This is a genomic window from Shewanella sp. SG44-6 (assembly GCF_014164185.1).
Lineage (GTDB): Bacteria > Pseudomonadota > Gammaproteobacteria > Enterobacterales > Shewanellaceae > Shewanella > Shewanella vesiculosa.
The window spans coordinates 1-16,920 of sequence record NZ_JACJER010000101.1 but is presented as its reverse complement, the minus strand read 5'-3'; the positions used below and the strand labels follow the sequence as shown (position 1 = coordinate 16,920).

Annotated in this window: 12 protein-coding genes and 3 pseudogenes; 11 read left to right on the top strand and 4 right to left on the bottom strand. The window is 41.2% G+C overall.

Features of this window, described 5'->3' with window-relative positions; genetic code table 11:
• Nucleotides 1-104: 104 nt before the first annotated feature.
• Both H5185_RS16165 and H5185_RS16160 read left to right on the top strand, forming a co-directional pair.
• Nucleotides 105-2,429 (top strand): annotated as a pseudogene (locus tag H5185_RS16165) (EAL domain-containing protein); the annotation flags it as partial.
• 121 nt (nt 2,430-2,550) lie between these two features.
• A complete protein-coding gene (locus H5185_RS16160; RefSeq protein ID WP_182742614.1) occupies nt 2,551-3,021 on the top strand; it encodes a hypothetical protein in 471 nt (156 codons plus the stop codon).
• Between the two features lie 229 nt (nt 3,022-3,250).
• Here the strand turns inward: H5185_RS16160 and H5185_RS16155 are convergent, their stop codons facing one another.
• The 3 genes from H5185_RS16155 to fadI form a co-directional block, all read right to left on the bottom strand.
• A complete protein-coding gene (locus H5185_RS16155; protein WP_235781780.1) occupies nt 3,251-3,541 on the bottom strand; it encodes a hypothetical protein in 291 nt (96 codons plus the stop codon).
• Nucleotides 3,542-3,783: 242 nt separating this feature from the next.
• Complete coding sequence (gene fadJ / locus H5185_RS16150; protein ID WP_182742613.1) at nt 3,784-5,910, bottom strand: fatty acid oxidation complex subunit alpha FadJ; 2,127 nt, start codon at nt 5,908-5,910, stop codon at nt 3,784-3,786.
• 5 nt (nt 5,911-5,915) lie between these two features.
• Nucleotides 5,916-7,226: an acetyl-CoA C-acyltransferase FadI gene (gene fadI / locus H5185_RS16145; protein ID WP_182698072.1), complete on the bottom strand. Its 1,311-nt coding sequence runs from the start codon at nt 7,224-7,226 to the stop codon at nt 5,916-5,918.
• Nucleotides 7,227-7,474: 248 nt separating this feature from the next.
• Here fadI and H5185_RS16140 point away from each other — a divergent pair, with 248 nt between their 5' ends.
• The 9 genes and pseudogenes from H5185_RS16140 to H5185_RS16100 form a co-directional block, all read left to right on the top strand.
• Nucleotides 7,475-8,431, top strand: a complete 957-nt coding sequence (locus H5185_RS16140) for a MoxR family ATPase (RefSeq protein ID WP_182723297.1) — start codon at nt 7,475-7,477, stop codon at nt 8,429-8,431.
• Nucleotides 8,432-8,472: 41 nt separating this feature from the next.
• Entirely contained in the window at nt 8,473-9,408 is a 936-nt protein-coding gene (locus H5185_RS16135; protein ID WP_182742612.1) for a DUF58 domain-containing protein, read from the top strand.
• The gene (locus H5185_RS16130; RefSeq protein WP_182742611.1) at nt 9,409-9,957 is read left to right on the top strand and encodes a DUF4381 domain-containing protein; all 549 of its coding nucleotides are present in this window, start codon (nt 9,409-9,411) and stop codon (nt 9,955-9,957) included.
• Nucleotides 9,951-10,958 carry a VWA domain-containing protein gene (locus tag H5185_RS16125; RefSeq protein WP_182742610.1) on the top strand — a complete coding sequence of 336 codons (1,008 nt, stop codon included), beginning with the start codon at nt 9,951-9,953 and terminating at the stop codon, nt 10,956-10,958. The genes H5185_RS16130 and H5185_RS16125 overlap by 7 nt, the downstream gene beginning before the upstream one ends.
• Nucleotides 10,955-13,057 carry a VWA domain-containing protein gene (locus H5185_RS16120; RefSeq protein WP_182742609.1) on the top strand — a complete coding sequence of 701 codons (2,103 nt, stop codon included), beginning with the start codon at nt 10,955-10,957 and terminating at the stop codon, nt 13,055-13,057. Before H5185_RS16125 ends, H5185_RS16120 begins: the two co-directional genes overlap by 4 nt.
• Nucleotides 13,051-14,682 (top strand): BatD family protein, encoded by a 1,632-nt coding sequence (locus tag H5185_RS16115; RefSeq protein WP_182742608.1) that lies wholly within the window; start codon nt 13,051-13,053, stop codon nt 14,680-14,682. The genes H5185_RS16120 and H5185_RS16115 overlap by 7 nt, the downstream gene beginning before the upstream one ends.
• A 101-nt stretch (nt 14,683-14,783) precedes the next feature.
• Nucleotides 14,784-15,347: a sigma-70 family RNA polymerase sigma factor gene (locus tag H5185_RS16110; protein ID WP_124016313.1), complete on the top strand. Its 564-nt coding sequence runs from the start codon at nt 14,784-14,786 to the stop codon at nt 15,345-15,347.
• Nucleotides 15,340-16,047: a DUF3379 domain-containing protein gene (locus H5185_RS16105; RefSeq protein WP_182742607.1), complete on the top strand. Its 708-nt coding sequence runs from the start codon at nt 15,340-15,342 to the stop codon at nt 16,045-16,047. Before H5185_RS16110 ends, H5185_RS16105 begins: the two co-directional genes overlap by 8 nt.
• Before the next feature lie 135 nt (nt 16,048-16,182).
• Nucleotides 16,183-16,803, top strand: a pseudogene (locus H5185_RS16100) (sodium:solute symporter family transporter); the annotation flags it as partial.
• Here the strand turns inward: H5185_RS16100 and H5185_RS16095 are convergent.
• A pseudogene (locus H5185_RS16095) lies at nt 16,795-16,920 on the bottom strand (sodium:solute symporter family transporter); the annotation flags it as partial. The pseudogenes H5185_RS16100 and H5185_RS16095 overlap by 9 nt on opposite strands.

The window sequence follows — 16,920 nt, the reverse complement described above, 5'->3', positions numbered from 1 at the left end:
AAATCTTCTAGGTAATAAAAGAATTCATAATCATCATTTCTATCACCTAAAACATTAAACTTAATACTAAACGGATAATCTGAATATTTTAATACCTAGAAGATTTAGAAAGAAACTGGTTATCTACGAATGGTAATGACACTGTCACGTATACAAACTTATCGGCAGGGGATTACACATTTAGATTATTTGCAGAAAATAATCTAACAGGGAAACGAACTGAAGAAAGAAAGTTAAAAGTGACTATAACTCCACCTTGGTGGTTATCAAAATTAGCATTATTTACATATATGCTTGTTACTTTATTTATAATTTCTTTATTTATAAAGTCAGCAATTCGCCGTAGACAAATCCAAAAACAAATAGCCCAAAGTGAAGAGCGGTTAAAACTGTCATTATGGGGAAGTGGCGATGAGATGTGGGACTGGGATATTGAAAGTGGCAAAATTTACCGCTCGAACATCTGGGGCTCTTTAGACTTTCCTCAAGACGGTCGTCGATCGGGTAATCCTGATGAAGAAAGTAATATCCACCCTCTTGATAGAGAACGGGTGACCAAAGCGTTAAATGATCACTTTAGCGCACTGACAGATCATTTTGAAATAGCATATCGAGTCAAAGCACGTAACCAGCAATGGATATGGATTTTAGATAGAGCAAAAATTGTTGAGCGCGACCAAAAAGATCGACCTTTGCGTATGACTGGCACGATTAAAGACATCAATAATATAAAACAAGCAGAAGAGCAATTGCGTTTATTCGCAAGAGCTATTGAAAATATCTCTGAGGGGATGTTTATTCTTGATGAAAAATATCAATTTGTTGAAGTAAATGAAGCTTGCTGCGAACTCAGTGAATTAACAAGAGAAAAATTTGTCGATGAAATACTCAACTTCACTCGCTACCCAGCGAGCTATTCTGAACAAATAAGAAACTTACTAAAACAACAAGGTCGTTGGAGCGGCGAAATTGAAGCCAGTAAAGGTAAAGATAATTTCTTCTTAATGGAGCTAACCATTGATGCCATCTACAATGAACAAGGCGAAACCAGCCATTATGTCGGTGTTTTCTCAGATATAACACGTCGTAAACAACAGGAAGAAGAGCTCAGAAAGCTGACCAACAATGACTTACTTACCGGTTTACCTAATCGTTCTAGTTTGCAAGTCACACTAAGTAACCTAGTCAAAAAAGATATTCATCATACGTTAATGGTGCTTGATTTAGATAATTTTAAGCGTATTAACGATTCTTTAGGCCATCAGATTGGTGATGATTTATTAATTGGTGTAGCAGAGCGAATTAAATTAGCCATTCCCAAACATGCCAGCCTATATCGCCTTGGAGGAGATGAATTTGCCTTACTCGTCGATCAACATCCTGATATAGGTGCATGCGCCGCCATTGCCACACAAGTGATTAATTGTTTAAAGCCAGCTTTTATTCTTAATAATGATTCACTCGTACTTGGTATTAGTATTGGTATTGTGCTTTACCCTGAAGATGAGCAAAACGAGCAAGCATTATTACGTAAAGCAGACATCGCCATGTATCACGCAAAATCTGGTGGTGGTAATCGCTATCAGTTCTATTCAGAATCATTAAACCAAAACGCATTACGTCAACTTGAAATAGAAACCTTAATCAGAGAAGCACTCAAAGACGATTTATTTGAAGTCTATTACCAACCTAAAATTGATGTGAAGAAAGATCGTCTCACCGGTATGGAAGCATTAGTAAGATTAAATCATCCTAAATTAGGCTTGATAGGACCGAATGAATTTATTCCTTTAGCCGAAGAAAATGGTTTGATTGTTGAAATTGGCGACGTGGTGCTAAGAAAAGCTTGCTTTGCTGCGCAAAAATGGCTCGAATCAGGTCTGTTTAGTGGCCGAGTCGCTGTCAATTTATCGTCAAGGCAATTCGCTCTTCCTGATCTGCAACAACGAATAGAGTCAATTTTACGACTCACAAAATTACCAGCTAAACACTTAGAACTTGAGATCACTGAAGGGACTGTGATTAAAAATCCAGAGCAAGCGATTAAGGTGATGCAACAATTAGCAAAAATGGGCGTTAGCTTGGCACTTGACGACTTTGGTACCGGTTACTCCTCTTTGTCATATCTAAAAAGATTCCCGATTAACTGCTTAAAAATTGATAAAACCTTTGTCGATGACATTGATAAATCCGACCGAGATCTCAAGATGGTCGATTCAATTATTACCATAGCCCACAATATGGGACTGACTGTGGTAGGTGAAGGTGTAGAACAAACGGCTCAATTAAACATCTTAAAAGCACTTAATTGTGAAGAAATTCAAGGATATATATATAGTAAGCCTATTAGAGAAGCTGACTTTGAGCTAATGCTTGCTGCCGATAAACTTAAGTTTGATACCATCAACGAAATCCAAATAAAAAAATAAATCACTCTCTCTTATATTTGGCATAACAAATGCAGGTACAAGTTCAGTTGTCAAAATAATATTGTTATTTAACCCTGAGCCTGAATTACTAAATATAAGAGAGATTAAAATGATTAAAGGAATGATTACAGTAGCAGTTTTATCGGCATTATCTTTTGCTAGCGTAACCGCGCTAAATGAGCTCGAAAGTCAAACTGCCAGCATTCCTGGCCTTAAAGTGCTAGACATGCAAACTGCCAGTATCCCAGGCCTTAAAGTGCTAGACATCCAAACCGCCAGTATCCCAGGCCTTAAAGTGCTAGACTCCCAAACCGCCAGCATTCCGGGCCTTAAAGTGCTGGACATGCAAACTGCCAGTATTCCGGGCCTTAAAGTGCTGGACATGCAAACTGCCAGTATCCCAGGCCTTAAAGTGTTAGACATGCAAACTGCCAGTATCCCAGGCCTTAAAGTGCTAGACACCCAAACCGCCAGCATTCCGGGCCTTAAAGTGCTGGACATGCAAACTGCCAGTATCCCAGGCCTTAAAGTGCTAGACATGCAAACAGCCAGTATCCCGGGCCTTAAAGTCCTAGACACTCAAATAGCTTAAGGAGAACCCTATGTTTACTTCTCTAAAAATAGCACTTGGTTTAGCAAAACCAGCTCGTAAAAAAGTAAAATTGCCTGAAGGTTTAAATCACCTTGAAGTTATCCAAGCCAGAGCTTGGTGGAAGTAATTCTTAAGATACTGATGGTTAACCATCAGCCATAAAAAAGGAGCATAAGCTCCTTTTTTGTTATTTGAAATATGAATTTTGATATAACAAACTGAAATGAGATTAGCCTTCTATGCTATAACGGCCATATCGCCAAACCTTCATATCAGCTAAGCGTTTGTGTGTGCTAAACAATGGGTAAGTAAGTGGCCCTAGTATACAACCAACACATCCCCACCGCTTTACTGCTAATCCATGCTTATAAGCTGCAAAACCAAATAGAAAACCACTACTAATACTCAATAAAACAAGCATGAATAACCAACTGAACTGCATTATCGCTAACTCCAAATAAGTCAGTAAATTAAATAACTCTGTAAATCTCATCCCTACCAGCACATCATTACGACTCATCTTTGACTCGCAAGTCATAATATTAACGCCATCAGATCCAAGCTATGACAGCTTAATGGCGAAATATCACCCACATAATAGTTTACGCTATCATCATCAACAATGAGTATTATACCCTAAAGAGGCATCTATCTGATTAAAAATCAGGCAAAAGCATGCCTTAAATAAATAAAAAAGCGGCAAACAATTGCCGCTTTCTTACAACTTGATAACTTTTTATTCGCTAAATAAAAACAGCCTTATTACTTTTTATAAAATTGGCTTCCATCACTGGCCATTTTGACTAACGTGTCGCACGGTGCGAAACGGTCACCGTAGAGTGATTGATAGCCGTGTAAAGTTGCCACTAAATTGCTTGCACCTAAGGTGTCGATATAACGGAACGGGCCACCTAAGAATGGGGGGAAGCCAATACCGAATATCGCACCGATGTCACCATCTCTTGCAGAGGCAATAATCCCCTCTTCCAGACAACGAACGGCTTCATTAAGCATTTGAATGGTACAACGCTCTGCAACATCTTTTGCTTCTTTATCTGAAGCTATTGCGATATCGAGTACCTTATAAACTGATTCATCAACCAATTTGGCTTTTTTAGCTTTAGGCCCGTATTGGTAGAAACCTTTGCCATTTTTACGACCTTTACGGTCATCGGCTAATAACTTGTCAAAAGCTGCGGGGGCTTTAAAACGATCGCCGAGCTCTTTTTCTAAAATTGGCGAAATTTTAGCTCCTACGTCAATGCCCACTTCATCGAGCAACGTCATTGGCCCCACAGGGAAACCAAACTTGACTAACGCGCGATCTAGATGCTCAACACGCTGACCTTCAAGTAATAACTGTGCCGCTTCGTTCATATACAGGGCTAGAATACGGTTAACGTAAAAACCAGCACCATCTTGAACTACGATAGGTGTCTTTCCTTGCTTGCGTGCGAACGCCACTGTAGTAGCAATGGTTTCGGGTGATGTGGTTTTATGCGCAATAACTTCAACTAAGGGCATTTTTTCTACCGGAGAGAAATAATGTAAACCGATCACATTTTCAGGACGGCTTGCCGCTGCAGCAATCTGACCAATAGGTAAAGATGAAGTGTTCGATGCAAAAATGGTGTTTTCACCACATTCACGCTCAACATCCTGAACCATTTTATGTTTAAGCGCTAAGTCTTCAAATACAGCTTCAACCACGATATCGGCATCTTTAATACCGGTATATTCAGTGGTTGTTGTCATTAATGCCATGACATTATCACGCGCGATGGGTGTCATGTGACGACGTTTTACACCTTTATCTAAAAGCTTGTAAGCATATGATAGTGCGTTACTGAGTCCCTGCTCTGAAATGTCTTTTACACGTGCTGGAATTTTAGCTTTAGTAGTCGTAACAGAGGCAATACCACCGCCCATCAAACCACCACCTAATACCATTACTTTTTTAACTTTACGTGGCACAGCGCCTTCAGCACCGGTTTCTTTTTTCATTTCCGTAGTGGCAAAGAACAAGCTACGTAATGCAGCAGACTCTTTTGACATCACCAAATTAGCAAAATGGGTCGCTTCAACCTCAAGCCCTTTCACCATGCCTTTATTCATACCTTGGCGAACACAATCAATAATTTTGGCAGGTGCAGGATAATTACCCTGAGTTTTCTTCATTACCTGTTTGCGAGCTTGATCAAACATAATATCGCGAGTAAATGAAGATGATTCTAAAAACTGATTAATTTTAGATTGCACCACAGGTTTTGCAGCTTGTTTGCCTTTTTTTGCTAGCTCAATCGCAGTTTCAAGCAAAATAGAGTTAGGGACAACATCATTCACTAAACCCATTTTTAATGCTTGTTTAGGACGAATTTGCTTGCCAGTAAGCATCATATCTAACGCAGTTGCAATTCCGACTAATCGAGGTAAACGCTGTGTACCACCGCCGCCAGGCAGCAGACCTAGTTGTACTTCAGGCACACCTAGCATGGTTTTTTTATCATCGCTACATACACGTAAATGACACGCTAGCGCTAACTCTAAACCACCGCCTAAACAAGCACCGTTGATAGCGGCAACAACCGGAATGGATAAGCCTTCAAGCTCAGAAAAAACCACATGACCTTGTTGTGACAATGCTTTAGCATCAGCTTCACTCTTGCAAGCGGCTAACATTGTGATATCAGCACCAGCAACAAATGAATCCGCCTTGCCAGAAATAACCACCAAGCCTTTAATACTATTATCAGCTTTAATTTCGGTTAAAATGTCACTAATTTCAGGGCCAAATTGTTCTTTTAAGGTGTTCATGGTTTCACCAGGAACATCCATTGTTAAAATCGCAATACCATCGTCACGACGAGCTAAATTAAATGTTTTTTCCATGCTCATTACTCCACCTCTAAAATCATTGCAACACCTAAACCACCTGCGGCACAAGCTGTCGCTAATCCAGTTCCACCACCACGACGCTTAAGCTCTCGACACACTTGGGTAATCAAACGTGTTCCGGTTGCCGCAAAAGGATGGCCATAAGCCAACGAGCCCCCCAAAACATTAAACTTACTCATGTCGATTTCGCCAATGGCGCGACTACGACCTAACTTCTCTGCAGCAAATTTCTTTGAAGCAAACATTTGCATGTTAGCTAATGTTTGCGCCGCAAATGCTTCGTGCATTTCAATGAGGGTTAAATCTTCTAATTCCATTCCTGCGCGTTTTAGTGCTAATGGCGTGGCATAAGACGGCCCCATTAACATATCTTGCCAAACATCAATAGCGGTAAATGCATAACTTTTGATATAGCCAATTGGCTGATAACCTAGAGCTTTGGCTCGACCTTCACTCATTAAAATGATTGCCGATGCACCATCAGTTAATGGCGTACTATTCGCGGCAGTCACGGTACCGTGTTTACGATCAAATGCGGGACGTAATTTGGCATAAGACTCTAATACAGAGTTTTCACGAATATTATTATCGCGGTCAATAAATTGTTTAAAAGGTGGAATATGAGCTGTCATCACCTCTTGTTGAAGCACGCCAGAATTCCAGGTGTCAGTGGCTAATGTATGTGAACGATGCGCTAATGCATCTTGATCGGCACGACTGATGCTATAAGTCTTAGCCATTTGTTCTGCGGTTTGCCCCATAGACAAACCCGTTGAATATTCAGCAACCGCAGGCGGGACAGGCATTAAGTCTTTCAAACCTAAACGGCGTGCAATCGCAAATTTCTGCTTAAAAGTGCGTGCTTTATTTAAGTCGACTAAAGCATGTGCCAGCTTCTTTGATACACCAATCGGTAACACAGAAGAAGAATCCGAACCACCCGCTAAACCGATTTCAATGTTGCCAGTCATAATTGACTCAGCGACGTTAACCGCAGACTGGAAACTAGTTGCACAAGCTCGAGTGACAGAATAGGCATCAGTTGACACATTCATTCCGGTACCCAGTACAATTTCACGGGCTATATTTGGCGCTGCTGGCATTTGTACAACTTGGCCATACACTAGTTGTTCAATTAATTGAGGATCAATTTCAGAGCGAGACAGCAACTCATTTACCACCATTTTGCCCATATCTAGCGCAGATACGCCATGAAAGGCTGTTGCTTGTTTTGCAAATGGTGTTCTTAAACCGGCAACAATCGCAATGCGTTCACCCCGGGAATTCGTTACTTGTTGTCTATCACTCATGTGTCACCCTCTATTATTGTTAGCTCATCTCGGCTCAGCCGGTAAGTTTATATGTTGCCAGATAATCTGGTCAGACCATCAAAGTGTGACCTGATTCTAACTTTTTATTGAACGGTTTTAAACAGGCGTTTACAACTATCTACTTCATAAAGAGTTAAATTGTGTTAATCCTACTAGCCAAAAACCAATAGAATTCATAACATAGGATTTAATACACCCAATGCCAACTAAATAAATTGAGTACTACTATGCCGTTAAGTCGTTTTCACTCACTCCGCGCCTATTTAGATACTGTTGTCTTAGGTCAACCCGTATTAACAGAAAACTTGCTGATAGCACTTATCGCAAATGGTCATTTATTAGTTGAAGGTCCACCAGGTTTAGCAAAAACGCGAGCGGTAAAAGCACTATGCGACGGTGTCGAAGGTGAGTTTCATCGTATTCAGTTTACGCCCGATTTGCTGCCTGCTGATTTAACCGGTACCGATATTTATCGCCAACAAACCGGTACATTTGAATTTGAAGCAGGGCCCATTTTCCATAACTTAATCCTTGCAGATGAAATTAACCGAGCCCCTGCCAAAGTACAATCTGCTTTATTAGAAGCCATGGCTGAAGGCCAAGTTACTGTAGGAAAACACAGTTATCCTCTGCCGCCACTTTTTTTAGTCATGGCAACCCAAAACCCACTCGAAAACGAAGGTACCTACCCCTTACCTGAGGCACAGTTAGATCGTTTTTTAATGCATTTAAACCTCGATTACCCCAATGCCGAAACCGAATGCGAAATCTTACGCCAGTCCCGTAAAGAGGCTAAGACACACCAATTACCAACGATAGATCCTGTTGCGCAAGCAGATGTATTTGCAGCAAGAGATCAGGCATTAGATATTTATTTAGCTGAGCCACTCGAAAAGTACATCGTTGAGATTATTATGGCGACTCGCCAACCAGCAAGATATGGCGCAGATTTAGCAAAATGGCTCGAGTATGGAGTCAGTCCGCGCGCCACGATTTCATTAGAACGTTGTGCAAGAGCACGTGCTTGGCTGTATGAACGAGACTTTGTATCGCCAGAAGATATTCAAGCGGTTGCGCCTAATGTTTTACGACACCGCTTGTTACTCAGCTATCAAGCTCAAGCTGAAGGTGTTACGGCAGATCAAGTGATTGATCATATTCTGAGTCAAGTTGCCGTACCGTAGATGTTGCAATAGGTGCACTTATTATTGAGCATGATTAGATTATGATGAACCAAACCTACTCATTACCCCTTTACAGTGATGGTATGAGCTTAAATGAGCAAGAATTAATTGCTTGCCAAAGCTTGTCGCGCGCCCTCCCCGATCATAAATCGCGGGCAAAAGCAGCCTTGTCGGGCCATCGAAGCAGTCAAATAAAAGGCCGCGGTATGGAGTTTGCTGAAGTTCGTCATTACCAAAATGGTGATGATGTTCGAACCATTGACTGGCGAGTAACTGCGCGAACCGGAGTTGCGCACACTAAGTTATTTGTGGAAGAACGCGAACGTCCTATCCTGCTGTTGATAGATTTGAGCCACAGCTCATATTTTGGCTCGCAATTATTACTTCAATCTGTCCAGATAGCCCATTTAGCGACCACATTAGGTTGGAATGCAATCAATAATGGCGACAGGCTTGGGGCGTTAATCGCCAGTGAAACTAATCACTTAGAACTTAAACCGCGAAGTCGCCGCCAAGGTATTTTGCAATTAACGTCGGGGTTAATTGATGTTCATCAGCAGCAATTAAAGCAAATTAATCAATTGTCACCTGATCCAGGCCATATGTTTAAAGCCTGTCAACGTTTACAACGTATTGCAAAACCTGGTTCTCTAATCTGGATTATTACCGACGGTCAACATATTAACCAACAATGCTTAGCACCATTAACTGAGTTATCACGTCACTGTGATATCGGAGCATTTGTGGTAACCGATCCATTAAGACAAGGAACCTTGGCGTTACCAAAACAATTTGCCTTACCCGTTCGAGATGGCCAACAACAATTGACCTTAACTCGGCAAAGTTACGAGGCTTGGTTAGCGAATCAACAAGCGCAGCAACAACAATTTTTTGCTTTAATGAATTTGATTAAAGTGCAACCAAAATTAATTGATGCCGCTAAACCGCTCTGTGCCCAATTGGATATTTTACGTTAAATGACCACGCCAAACATACCATCACAACCAATGCCAATTGATGCCAACGCATCAGCTTTAGCTCAATTGCACGATATTGCGTTACCCGCCCCGATCAGCACCATGCCGATTGCGCCAGGATATTGGATAATCGCAGCCGTATTGATTATTTTAGCCGTTTGGTTGGGCAAGCGTTTATATAAACAACATCAATATCATGCTCCACGCAAAATAGCCCTAACACTTTTACAAAGTTATAATGTCGAAGATGATAGCTTTGCAGCACAAGTCAATAGCTTACTCAAGCGTACCGCATTAACTTATCTACCACGAGAACACCTCGCTAAACTCAATGGTCAACCTTGGTTTGATTGGTTAGATACTCGTCTCGCGCCAGATCAACAACATAAAATAGGACAATTACTCGTTAAGCGTCACCAAGCGAGCGGCTTAGATCAAGCCGAAAAAGTCCAATTACTCCAGTTAGCACAAGCTTGGCTCAACAATAAGCATGCTTTTAGTGATGCGACCTTAATATCCAACAATCCACATCAGGAGGCCAAATGTTAGCATTTTACTGGCCATGGTTATTACTCTTACTGCCACTGCCGTTATTGATTAAGCGTATTAATATAGACAGTGCCGGTGGACATTTACAGTTACCAGGCATCGCTACTACGATGACACACTCAAACGCGGTCAATCAAAAAGTGAGTCGTAAACGGTATTGGTTAATGTGGACTTTTCTTCTATTAGCAATAGCAAGGCCACAATGGTTAGGAGACCCGATTGAATTACCCGCCAAAGGCCGTGATTTAATGATGGCAGTCGATTTATCGGGCAGTATGCAAATTGAAGATATGGTGATAAACGGGCAAACGGTTAATCGATTTACGTTAATTCAGCATGTATTAAGTGATTTTATTGAGCGTCGAAAAGGAGATCGGCTCGGACTCATATTATTTGCAGACCATGCCTATTTACAAGCACCGTTGACCCTAGATCGCCGCTCTGTAGCCACGTTTTTAGATGATGCGCAAATAGGCCTAGTAGGCAAGCAAACCGCTATTGGTGAAGCGATTGCCTTAGCGGTAAAACGTTTTGATAAAGTCGATGAAAGTAACCGTGTACTAATTCTCCTCACTGACGGTTCTAATAATGCTGGCAATATTGACCCCGAAGTCGCAGCCCAAATTGCGGCTAAACGTAATGTCACCATTTACACTATTGGCGTGGGCGCAGAAATGTTAGAACGGCGTACTATTTTTGGTAAAGAGCGAATTAATCCTTCAATGGATTTAGACGAGGAGCAACTCAAAAAATTAGCCAGCATCACTAAAGGTCGATATTTTAGAGCTCGTAACAGTGAAGAGTTAAACAGCATTTATCAAGAAATAGACAAGTTAGAGCCGGTAAGCCGAGATCAATTAAGTTACCGCCCAAAAAGTGAATTATTTTATTGGCCTTTATTAATGTCATTACTAATTAGCTTCTTAATCAGTTTGCAGCAACAATGGCCAAATCAGTTATGGCCTAAAATCAAGTCTAGCAAAGAGGCGGATCAACAATGATACATTTCATTCGCCCTGAATGGCTATTGGGCATGATTCCAGTATTGATATTAAGTGCATTATTGTGGCGTAGACATAGCCAGCAATCAGCATGGAAACAATATATCTCCCCGCATTTAAGTCAGTTACTGGTGACCCAAACCGTGGAGAAAACTCATCAACCTAAATGGGTACTGATTGCCTGCTGGATAATTGCAGTGATTGCGCTTGCCGGCCCAGCGTTGAATAAACAAAGTTTGCCGGTATTTGCTACTGAGCAAGGTAGAGTGCTCATTATGGACATGTCGCAGTCTATGTATGCCACAGACTTAAGCCCGAATCGCTTATCTTATGCTAAATTTAGAGCTACCGATTTACTAAACGAACTCAAAGAAGGCGAAACAGGACTCATTGCCTACGCTGGTGACGCTTACACTATCAGCCCGTTAACTCGTGATAGCAGCACCATTTTAAATTTATTACCCACATTATCACCTGATATTATGCCAACCAAAGGATCTAATTTAGCAGCAGCATTATCACTGGCAGAGAAACTATTAGCTCAAGGTGGCCATGTCAGTGGCGACATTATTGTCATGACCGATGGCATTTCTGCACAGCAATTTAATCAAGCAACCAGTGCCGTCAACGACCGTTATCGTTTATCTATTATGGCATTTGGCAGTAAACAAGGCGCCCCGATCCGTTTAGCTGATGGTCAGTTATTGCGAGATAACAGTAATGAAGTGGTTGTCGCTAAAACCGATTATGGTTTATTACAAAAACTAGTAAAGCAACATCAGGGTATCCTAGTGCCAGCGCAAACAGATGGCAGCGATATTTCAACTCTTACACAATGGTTAGCCTCAGACGGCAAAGCGAGTGAAACAGAACTCGCTGGTGAGACTTGGCAAGATCTCGGGCCATATCTGGCAATGTTATTAGTCATCCCAATATTAATGAGTTTTAGACAAGGATTATTAACGGTTATGCTTAATCCTGTTTTGCTATTGTCTGCAGCAATGGCGTTTGGCCTAACTCACAGTCAACCAGCACAAGCGTCGATGTGGCAAGATTTATGGCAAACCCAAGATCAACAAGCCGAATCGGCCTTTCAGCAAGGTGAGTTTGCTCAAGCTGCTGACAAATTTAAAGACACTCAATGGCGCGCCTCTGCACATTACAAAGCGGGTAATTATCAACAGGCACTGGCTGAGTTTGAACAAAATAATACTGCCCAAGGGTTATTCAACCAAGGTAATGCATTGATGCAGTTGAAAAACTACCCAGAAGCCATTACTCGTTATCAAAAAGCGATTGCCGCGCAATCACCTTTTATAGAAGCAGAACAGAATTTAGCCTTAGCTCAACAACTGCTCGAACAACAGAAAAAAGACTCATCAGAACAAGAGTCGGATAAATCACAACAAGACTCATCCGACTCAAAAGATGATCAAAACTCATCTTCTGAGCAATCTTCTAATAAAGACAAATCACCACAGTCAGAACCGGATAAGTCTAAGCCCGGTGAACAAAAAAACCAGCAAGGTCAACAAGACCAATCGAGTCAGCAAAACCAAGATCAGCGCGCTGAAACTCAATCTAAAGACAGTAATGATAGCTCCTCTGACAGCGATAAGTCAGCTGAAAAAGATCAAAAGCAAGATGAAAAACAATCTCAATCAGCATCAAATGATCAGCCGTCAGGTGAGCAAAAAAATGACTCACAACAAAATAGCTCAGAGCCACAATCATCACCAAAGACTAATGATAACAAGGGTTCACCCAAAAATGATCAATCGCAAGACTCACCTGAAAGTAATGAATCTAGCATGCAAGCCAGTGCGAGCAAAAATGAAGATCAGCCTACTGATGATAAACAGAAGATGAGCGCAGCTAAGGCTTCTGACCTTGCAAACGCCGAAGGTAATTCGCAAGATAAACCAGCTGAAATGGTATCAGCATCGCAGATGAATCAAGATTCACTGCCAGCGGACATGGAAAGGGCTCTTCGCGCTATCAATGAAGATCCCCAAGTATTAATCCGTAATAAAATGCAACTTGAATATCAAAAACGTCGTCAAAACAGTCAACCACGTGAGGATAATGAACAGTGGTAATTAGAACTTTTTTTAGCTTATTGCTATTGATTATTGCAGCCCCTGTATTTGCAATGAGCCAAGTACAAGCAACTGTAGACCGTAACCCTGTGGTTGCAGGTGAATACTTCGTACTCGATGTAACTGCTGATGACGATCTCAGTGCCAACGAATTGGACACTTCGATATTACTGAAAAACTTTATTGTCGGCAGAACCAGTGTAGGTCGCAGTACCAAAATGGTTAATTTTGACACCACAAAAGAAACTCGTTGGCAGATATTATTATCACCTAAATCAGTAGGTAATATCACCATTCCCGCATTTAACATCAAAGGCGTGAGTTCAAACCCGATTAATCTTAAAGTGATCCCACAAGGCACAACAGCCGACAAAGCTGAAAATGTATTCATGAGAATATCGACGAGTGCCTCTGATGCTTATGTCGGCCAGTTAATCACCTATAAAGTAAAATTGTATCTTGCTGTAGAATTACAACGTGGAGTGCTCAGTGCTCCAGCCATTGAAGGGGCACAAATCAAGCAAATCGGTGAGGATAAAGACGGAAGCGAAATTGTCGATGGCCGCCGTTTTAGAGTGATTGAACGTACTTATGGGATTATTGCTGATCTGCCTGGAGAGTTGGTGATTAATGGCGCCGGCTTTTCGGGTGATGTTATTGTCGAGGCTCCTAGGCGTGGAGGTATGTTTGGTTTTAATGAAAGTCGACCAATACAAACTGCAGCCGAAAGGCAGGTAATTCAAATCAACCCTATTCCCCCAAGCTATAAAGGAAAATGGTTAGTCAGCGATATTGCAGTATTAAAAGAAACTTGGCCAGAAGATGTTAGTGAATTTGAAGTCGGTAGCCCAATTACCCGTTCAATTAGTTTAATCGCATCCAATACTGATGACACCAGTTTACCAGATATTGATATTCCGCTGACTGAAGGCTTAAAAGCCTACCCAGAAAAACCAGTAAGACAAACTTTTGTTCGCGACAACCAAGTCGTGTCGCAATACAGTATCACTACCGCGATTGTGCCAACAAAACCAGGAACCTATACCCTACCTGAGATCCGTGTACCTTGGTGGAACCCACATCTTAAAAAACAACAATTTGCCACGTTACCAGAACGAACAATTAACGTAATCGGCAGCTCAACGGCAACCACAGACATTCCACCCGTTGATAATTTTAGCGCAGTTCAAGGTCGCGGATATTGGCCACTATTGAGTGCCGTTCTGGGTATATTATGGCTTATCACCTTAGTATTATGGCGTAAGGCGGTATCGGCAAACCGAGCACAGCCATACACAGATGATGACAATAAAAGTCAAAAAACAAAGCCTAAAACCAACGCAAAAGGCCTCGATGCTATTATCGATGCATGTGACCGTAACGATAGCAGTGATGCTATTGTCGCTGTACAAGGCTATTTTAGTGAACGCTTCGGAAAATTTATGACGCTAACGCAAATCAGTAGCTTATCTGAGCAACTGTCGGCGGCACTGAATAAATTACAAGCAGATAAATACAGTAATCATCCACAAGCAATTGACAAAAAATCACTTATGGATGCGATTTTGGCTTATCGGCAACCTGATGCAGGTAAAAAATCATTAATTAAACAACTAAATCCCTAATATTTAAAAGCTAAATAGCAGACAGGTTCTGCTATTTAGCTTGCTATTAATCCCCCCGCTTTTTAAGCTGTTAGTTATTATTAACTCAACAAAGTTAAAAAATGTTCGATTCCCTGCGAAAGAAAAAGTCCGAACCCGCGGTCTTATCTGAGATGCTAACAAAACAACGACGATACGATAGCCTTGTCAGGGCACTTCATACCGACATATTTCGCTACGCCTTTTGGTTATGTGGTGATAAACATGTTGCTGAGGATATCACCCAAGAGACGTTCTTAAGAGCGTGGCGGTCTTTAGACTCGTTAAACGATGATAAAGCTGCTAAGGCATGGCTGATCACAATTTTAAGGCGTGAAAATGCCAGACGTTTTGAACGTAAACAATTTAACTACAGCGACGTAGAACAAGATTTACTTGAGGATGTATTATCCACAAGTCATGAAGAAGACACTGAACAGTATTGGTTGCGTCGTCAAATTGGTAAACTCGATATTGAATACCGAGAACCTTTGTTATTGCAGCTGATTGGCGGGTTTAGTGGCGATGAAATTGCCGCCATACTTGAACTGAATCGAAATACGGTAATGACGCGTTTATTTAGAGCCAGAAACCAGTTAAAAGACGCTCTCGAAGCACCAGAGGTAAGAGGTCAATCAAATGGATGATCTACAGTTTCGTCGCCAAGCATACGGTGACCCCAATAATCAGTCAGATGAATTTTTAACTCATTTAGCTGAACATGAAGATGATGCAAAATTTATCAAAGATCTAAAAGCATTTGACCATAAACTCATGCAAGCACTCAATATTAGTGTCCCAGATGATTTAGCTGATAAATTGATTTTGCGACAGCAATTAAGCCAACATCAACAAAGCAAAAAACATACTCGCTACATGATGGCGGTGGCTGCATCAGTGGCTTTTATCGTCGGAGTCAGTTTTAGTTTATTACGTTTTACGCCAGTAAACTTAAGCGAAAACTCGCTAGCTCATGTACACCATGAAACCAAAGCATTAATCATGGAACAGGATATTGGCTTTAATGATGTTAATTTTAAACTCGCCAGTGTCGATGGATTGAGTGACTCAAAGTTTATCAAACAACCAGGGCGTGTTTTTTTCACCTCATATTGTGATTTTCAAGGTGTCAAATCATTGCATTTAGTCATGGCTGACGAGAATGGCAATAAGGTCACCTTGTTCATTGTGCCCATTGAGAAGCGTATTGTATTAGAAGAAGCTTTTGCTGATAACCAATATAAAGGTCAAAGTTTTCAAACAGCCGATGCCTATATGGTCTTGGTGGGAGAACCAGCTTCTAATCTTGAGTTTGTCAAAAAAGAAGTTGAAAATACCTTTATTTAAACACTGTCGGTGACAATCTAAAATCCGCTACTTCATTGAATAGCGGATTTTTTTTACACTTGAATAATTCAAAGTGTGAACTATCTCTAACTTCTGCTAGCATGTCGAACACAAAAATAATCTCTTGAGAACTATATGGATATTCAAACACCGATCCTCATTACCTTTATAGGATACTTGGCCTTAATGATGGGTATTGGGTACTGGGCCTACCGCAAAACCGATACTGTCGATGATTATATTCTTGGCGGACGAAAAATGGGCCCCGCAGTCACCGCTCTTAGTGTGGGTGCATCAGATATGTCGGGCTGGTTATTACTGGGTTTGCCAGGGGCAGTGTATCTAAGTGGCTTGGGTGAAGCATGGATTGGTTTTGGATTAGTGTTTGGCGCTTGGCTTAATTGGCTATTTGTCGCTAAGCGTCTGCGTATTTATACCCAAGTGGCCAATAATTCACTAACCTTACCCGACTTTTTTGAGAACCGTTTTAATGACTCTCATGGGCTATTAAAATTAGTTTCCGCATTAACGATTCTGATCTTTTTCACTTTTTATGCCTCCTCAGGCATGGTCGGCGGCGCAATATTATTTGAAAAAGTCTTTGGTCTCGATTATACCGTCGCCTTATTAATAGGCTCATTTATTATTGTATCTTATACCTTTGTCGGCGGTTTTTTTGCGGTGAGTTGGACTGACTTCTTTCAAGGCTGCTTAATGTTAATAGCCTTAATTATTGTGCCTGTATCCATCTTTACTGCTGGCTTGTGGACGCAACCATTTAAGATAAAAATCCTCGGTGATCACGCTAGAGCAGACTAACAACTGCGAATCGATAGTACTCATGATGGCAGATAAGATAGCTGCAATAAGCAA

What these genes read in the sequence shown, in the direction of transcription:
- fadJ (WP_182742613.1), bottom strand. Translation starts at nt 5,910, where the DNA reads ATGGAAAAAACATTTAATTTAGCTCGTCGTGACGATGGTATTGCGATT.
- H5185_RS16160 (WP_182742614.1), top strand. Translation starts at nt 2,551, where the DNA reads ATGATTACAGTAGCAGTTTTATCGGCATTATCTTTTGCTAGCGTAACC.
- H5185_RS16155 (WP_235781780.1), bottom strand. Translation starts at nt 3,541, where the DNA reads ATGAGTCGTAATGATGTGCTGGTAGGGATGAGATTTACAGAGTTATTT.
- H5185_RS16120 (WP_182742609.1), top strand. Translation starts at nt 10,955, where the DNA reads ATGATACATTTCATTCGCCCTGAATGGCTATTGGGCATGATTCCAGTA.
- H5185_RS16125 (WP_182742610.1), top strand. Translation starts at nt 9,951, where the DNA reads ATGTTAGCATTTTACTGGCCATGGTTATTACTCTTACTGCCACTGCCG.
- H5185_RS16105 (WP_182742607.1), top strand. Translation starts at nt 15,340, where the DNA reads ATGGATGATCTACAGTTTCGTCGCCAAGCATACGGTGACCCCAATAAT.
- H5185_RS16135 (WP_182742612.1), top strand. Translation starts at nt 8,473, where the DNA reads ATGATGAACCAAACCTACTCATTACCCCTTTACAGTGATGGTATGAGC.
- H5185_RS16130 (WP_182742611.1), top strand. Translation starts at nt 9,409, where the DNA reads ATGACCACGCCAAACATACCATCACAACCAATGCCAATTGATGCCAAC.
- H5185_RS16140 (WP_182723297.1), top strand. Translation starts at nt 7,475, where the DNA reads ATGCCGTTAAGTCGTTTTCACTCACTCCGCGCCTATTTAGATACTGTT.
- fadI (WP_182698072.1), bottom strand. Translation starts at nt 7,226, where the DNA reads ATGAGTGATAGACAACAAGTAACGAATTCCCGGGGTGAACGCATTGCG.
- H5185_RS16110 (WP_124016313.1), top strand. Translation starts at nt 14,784, where the DNA reads ATGTTCGATTCCCTGCGAAAGAAAAAGTCCGAACCCGCGGTCTTATCT.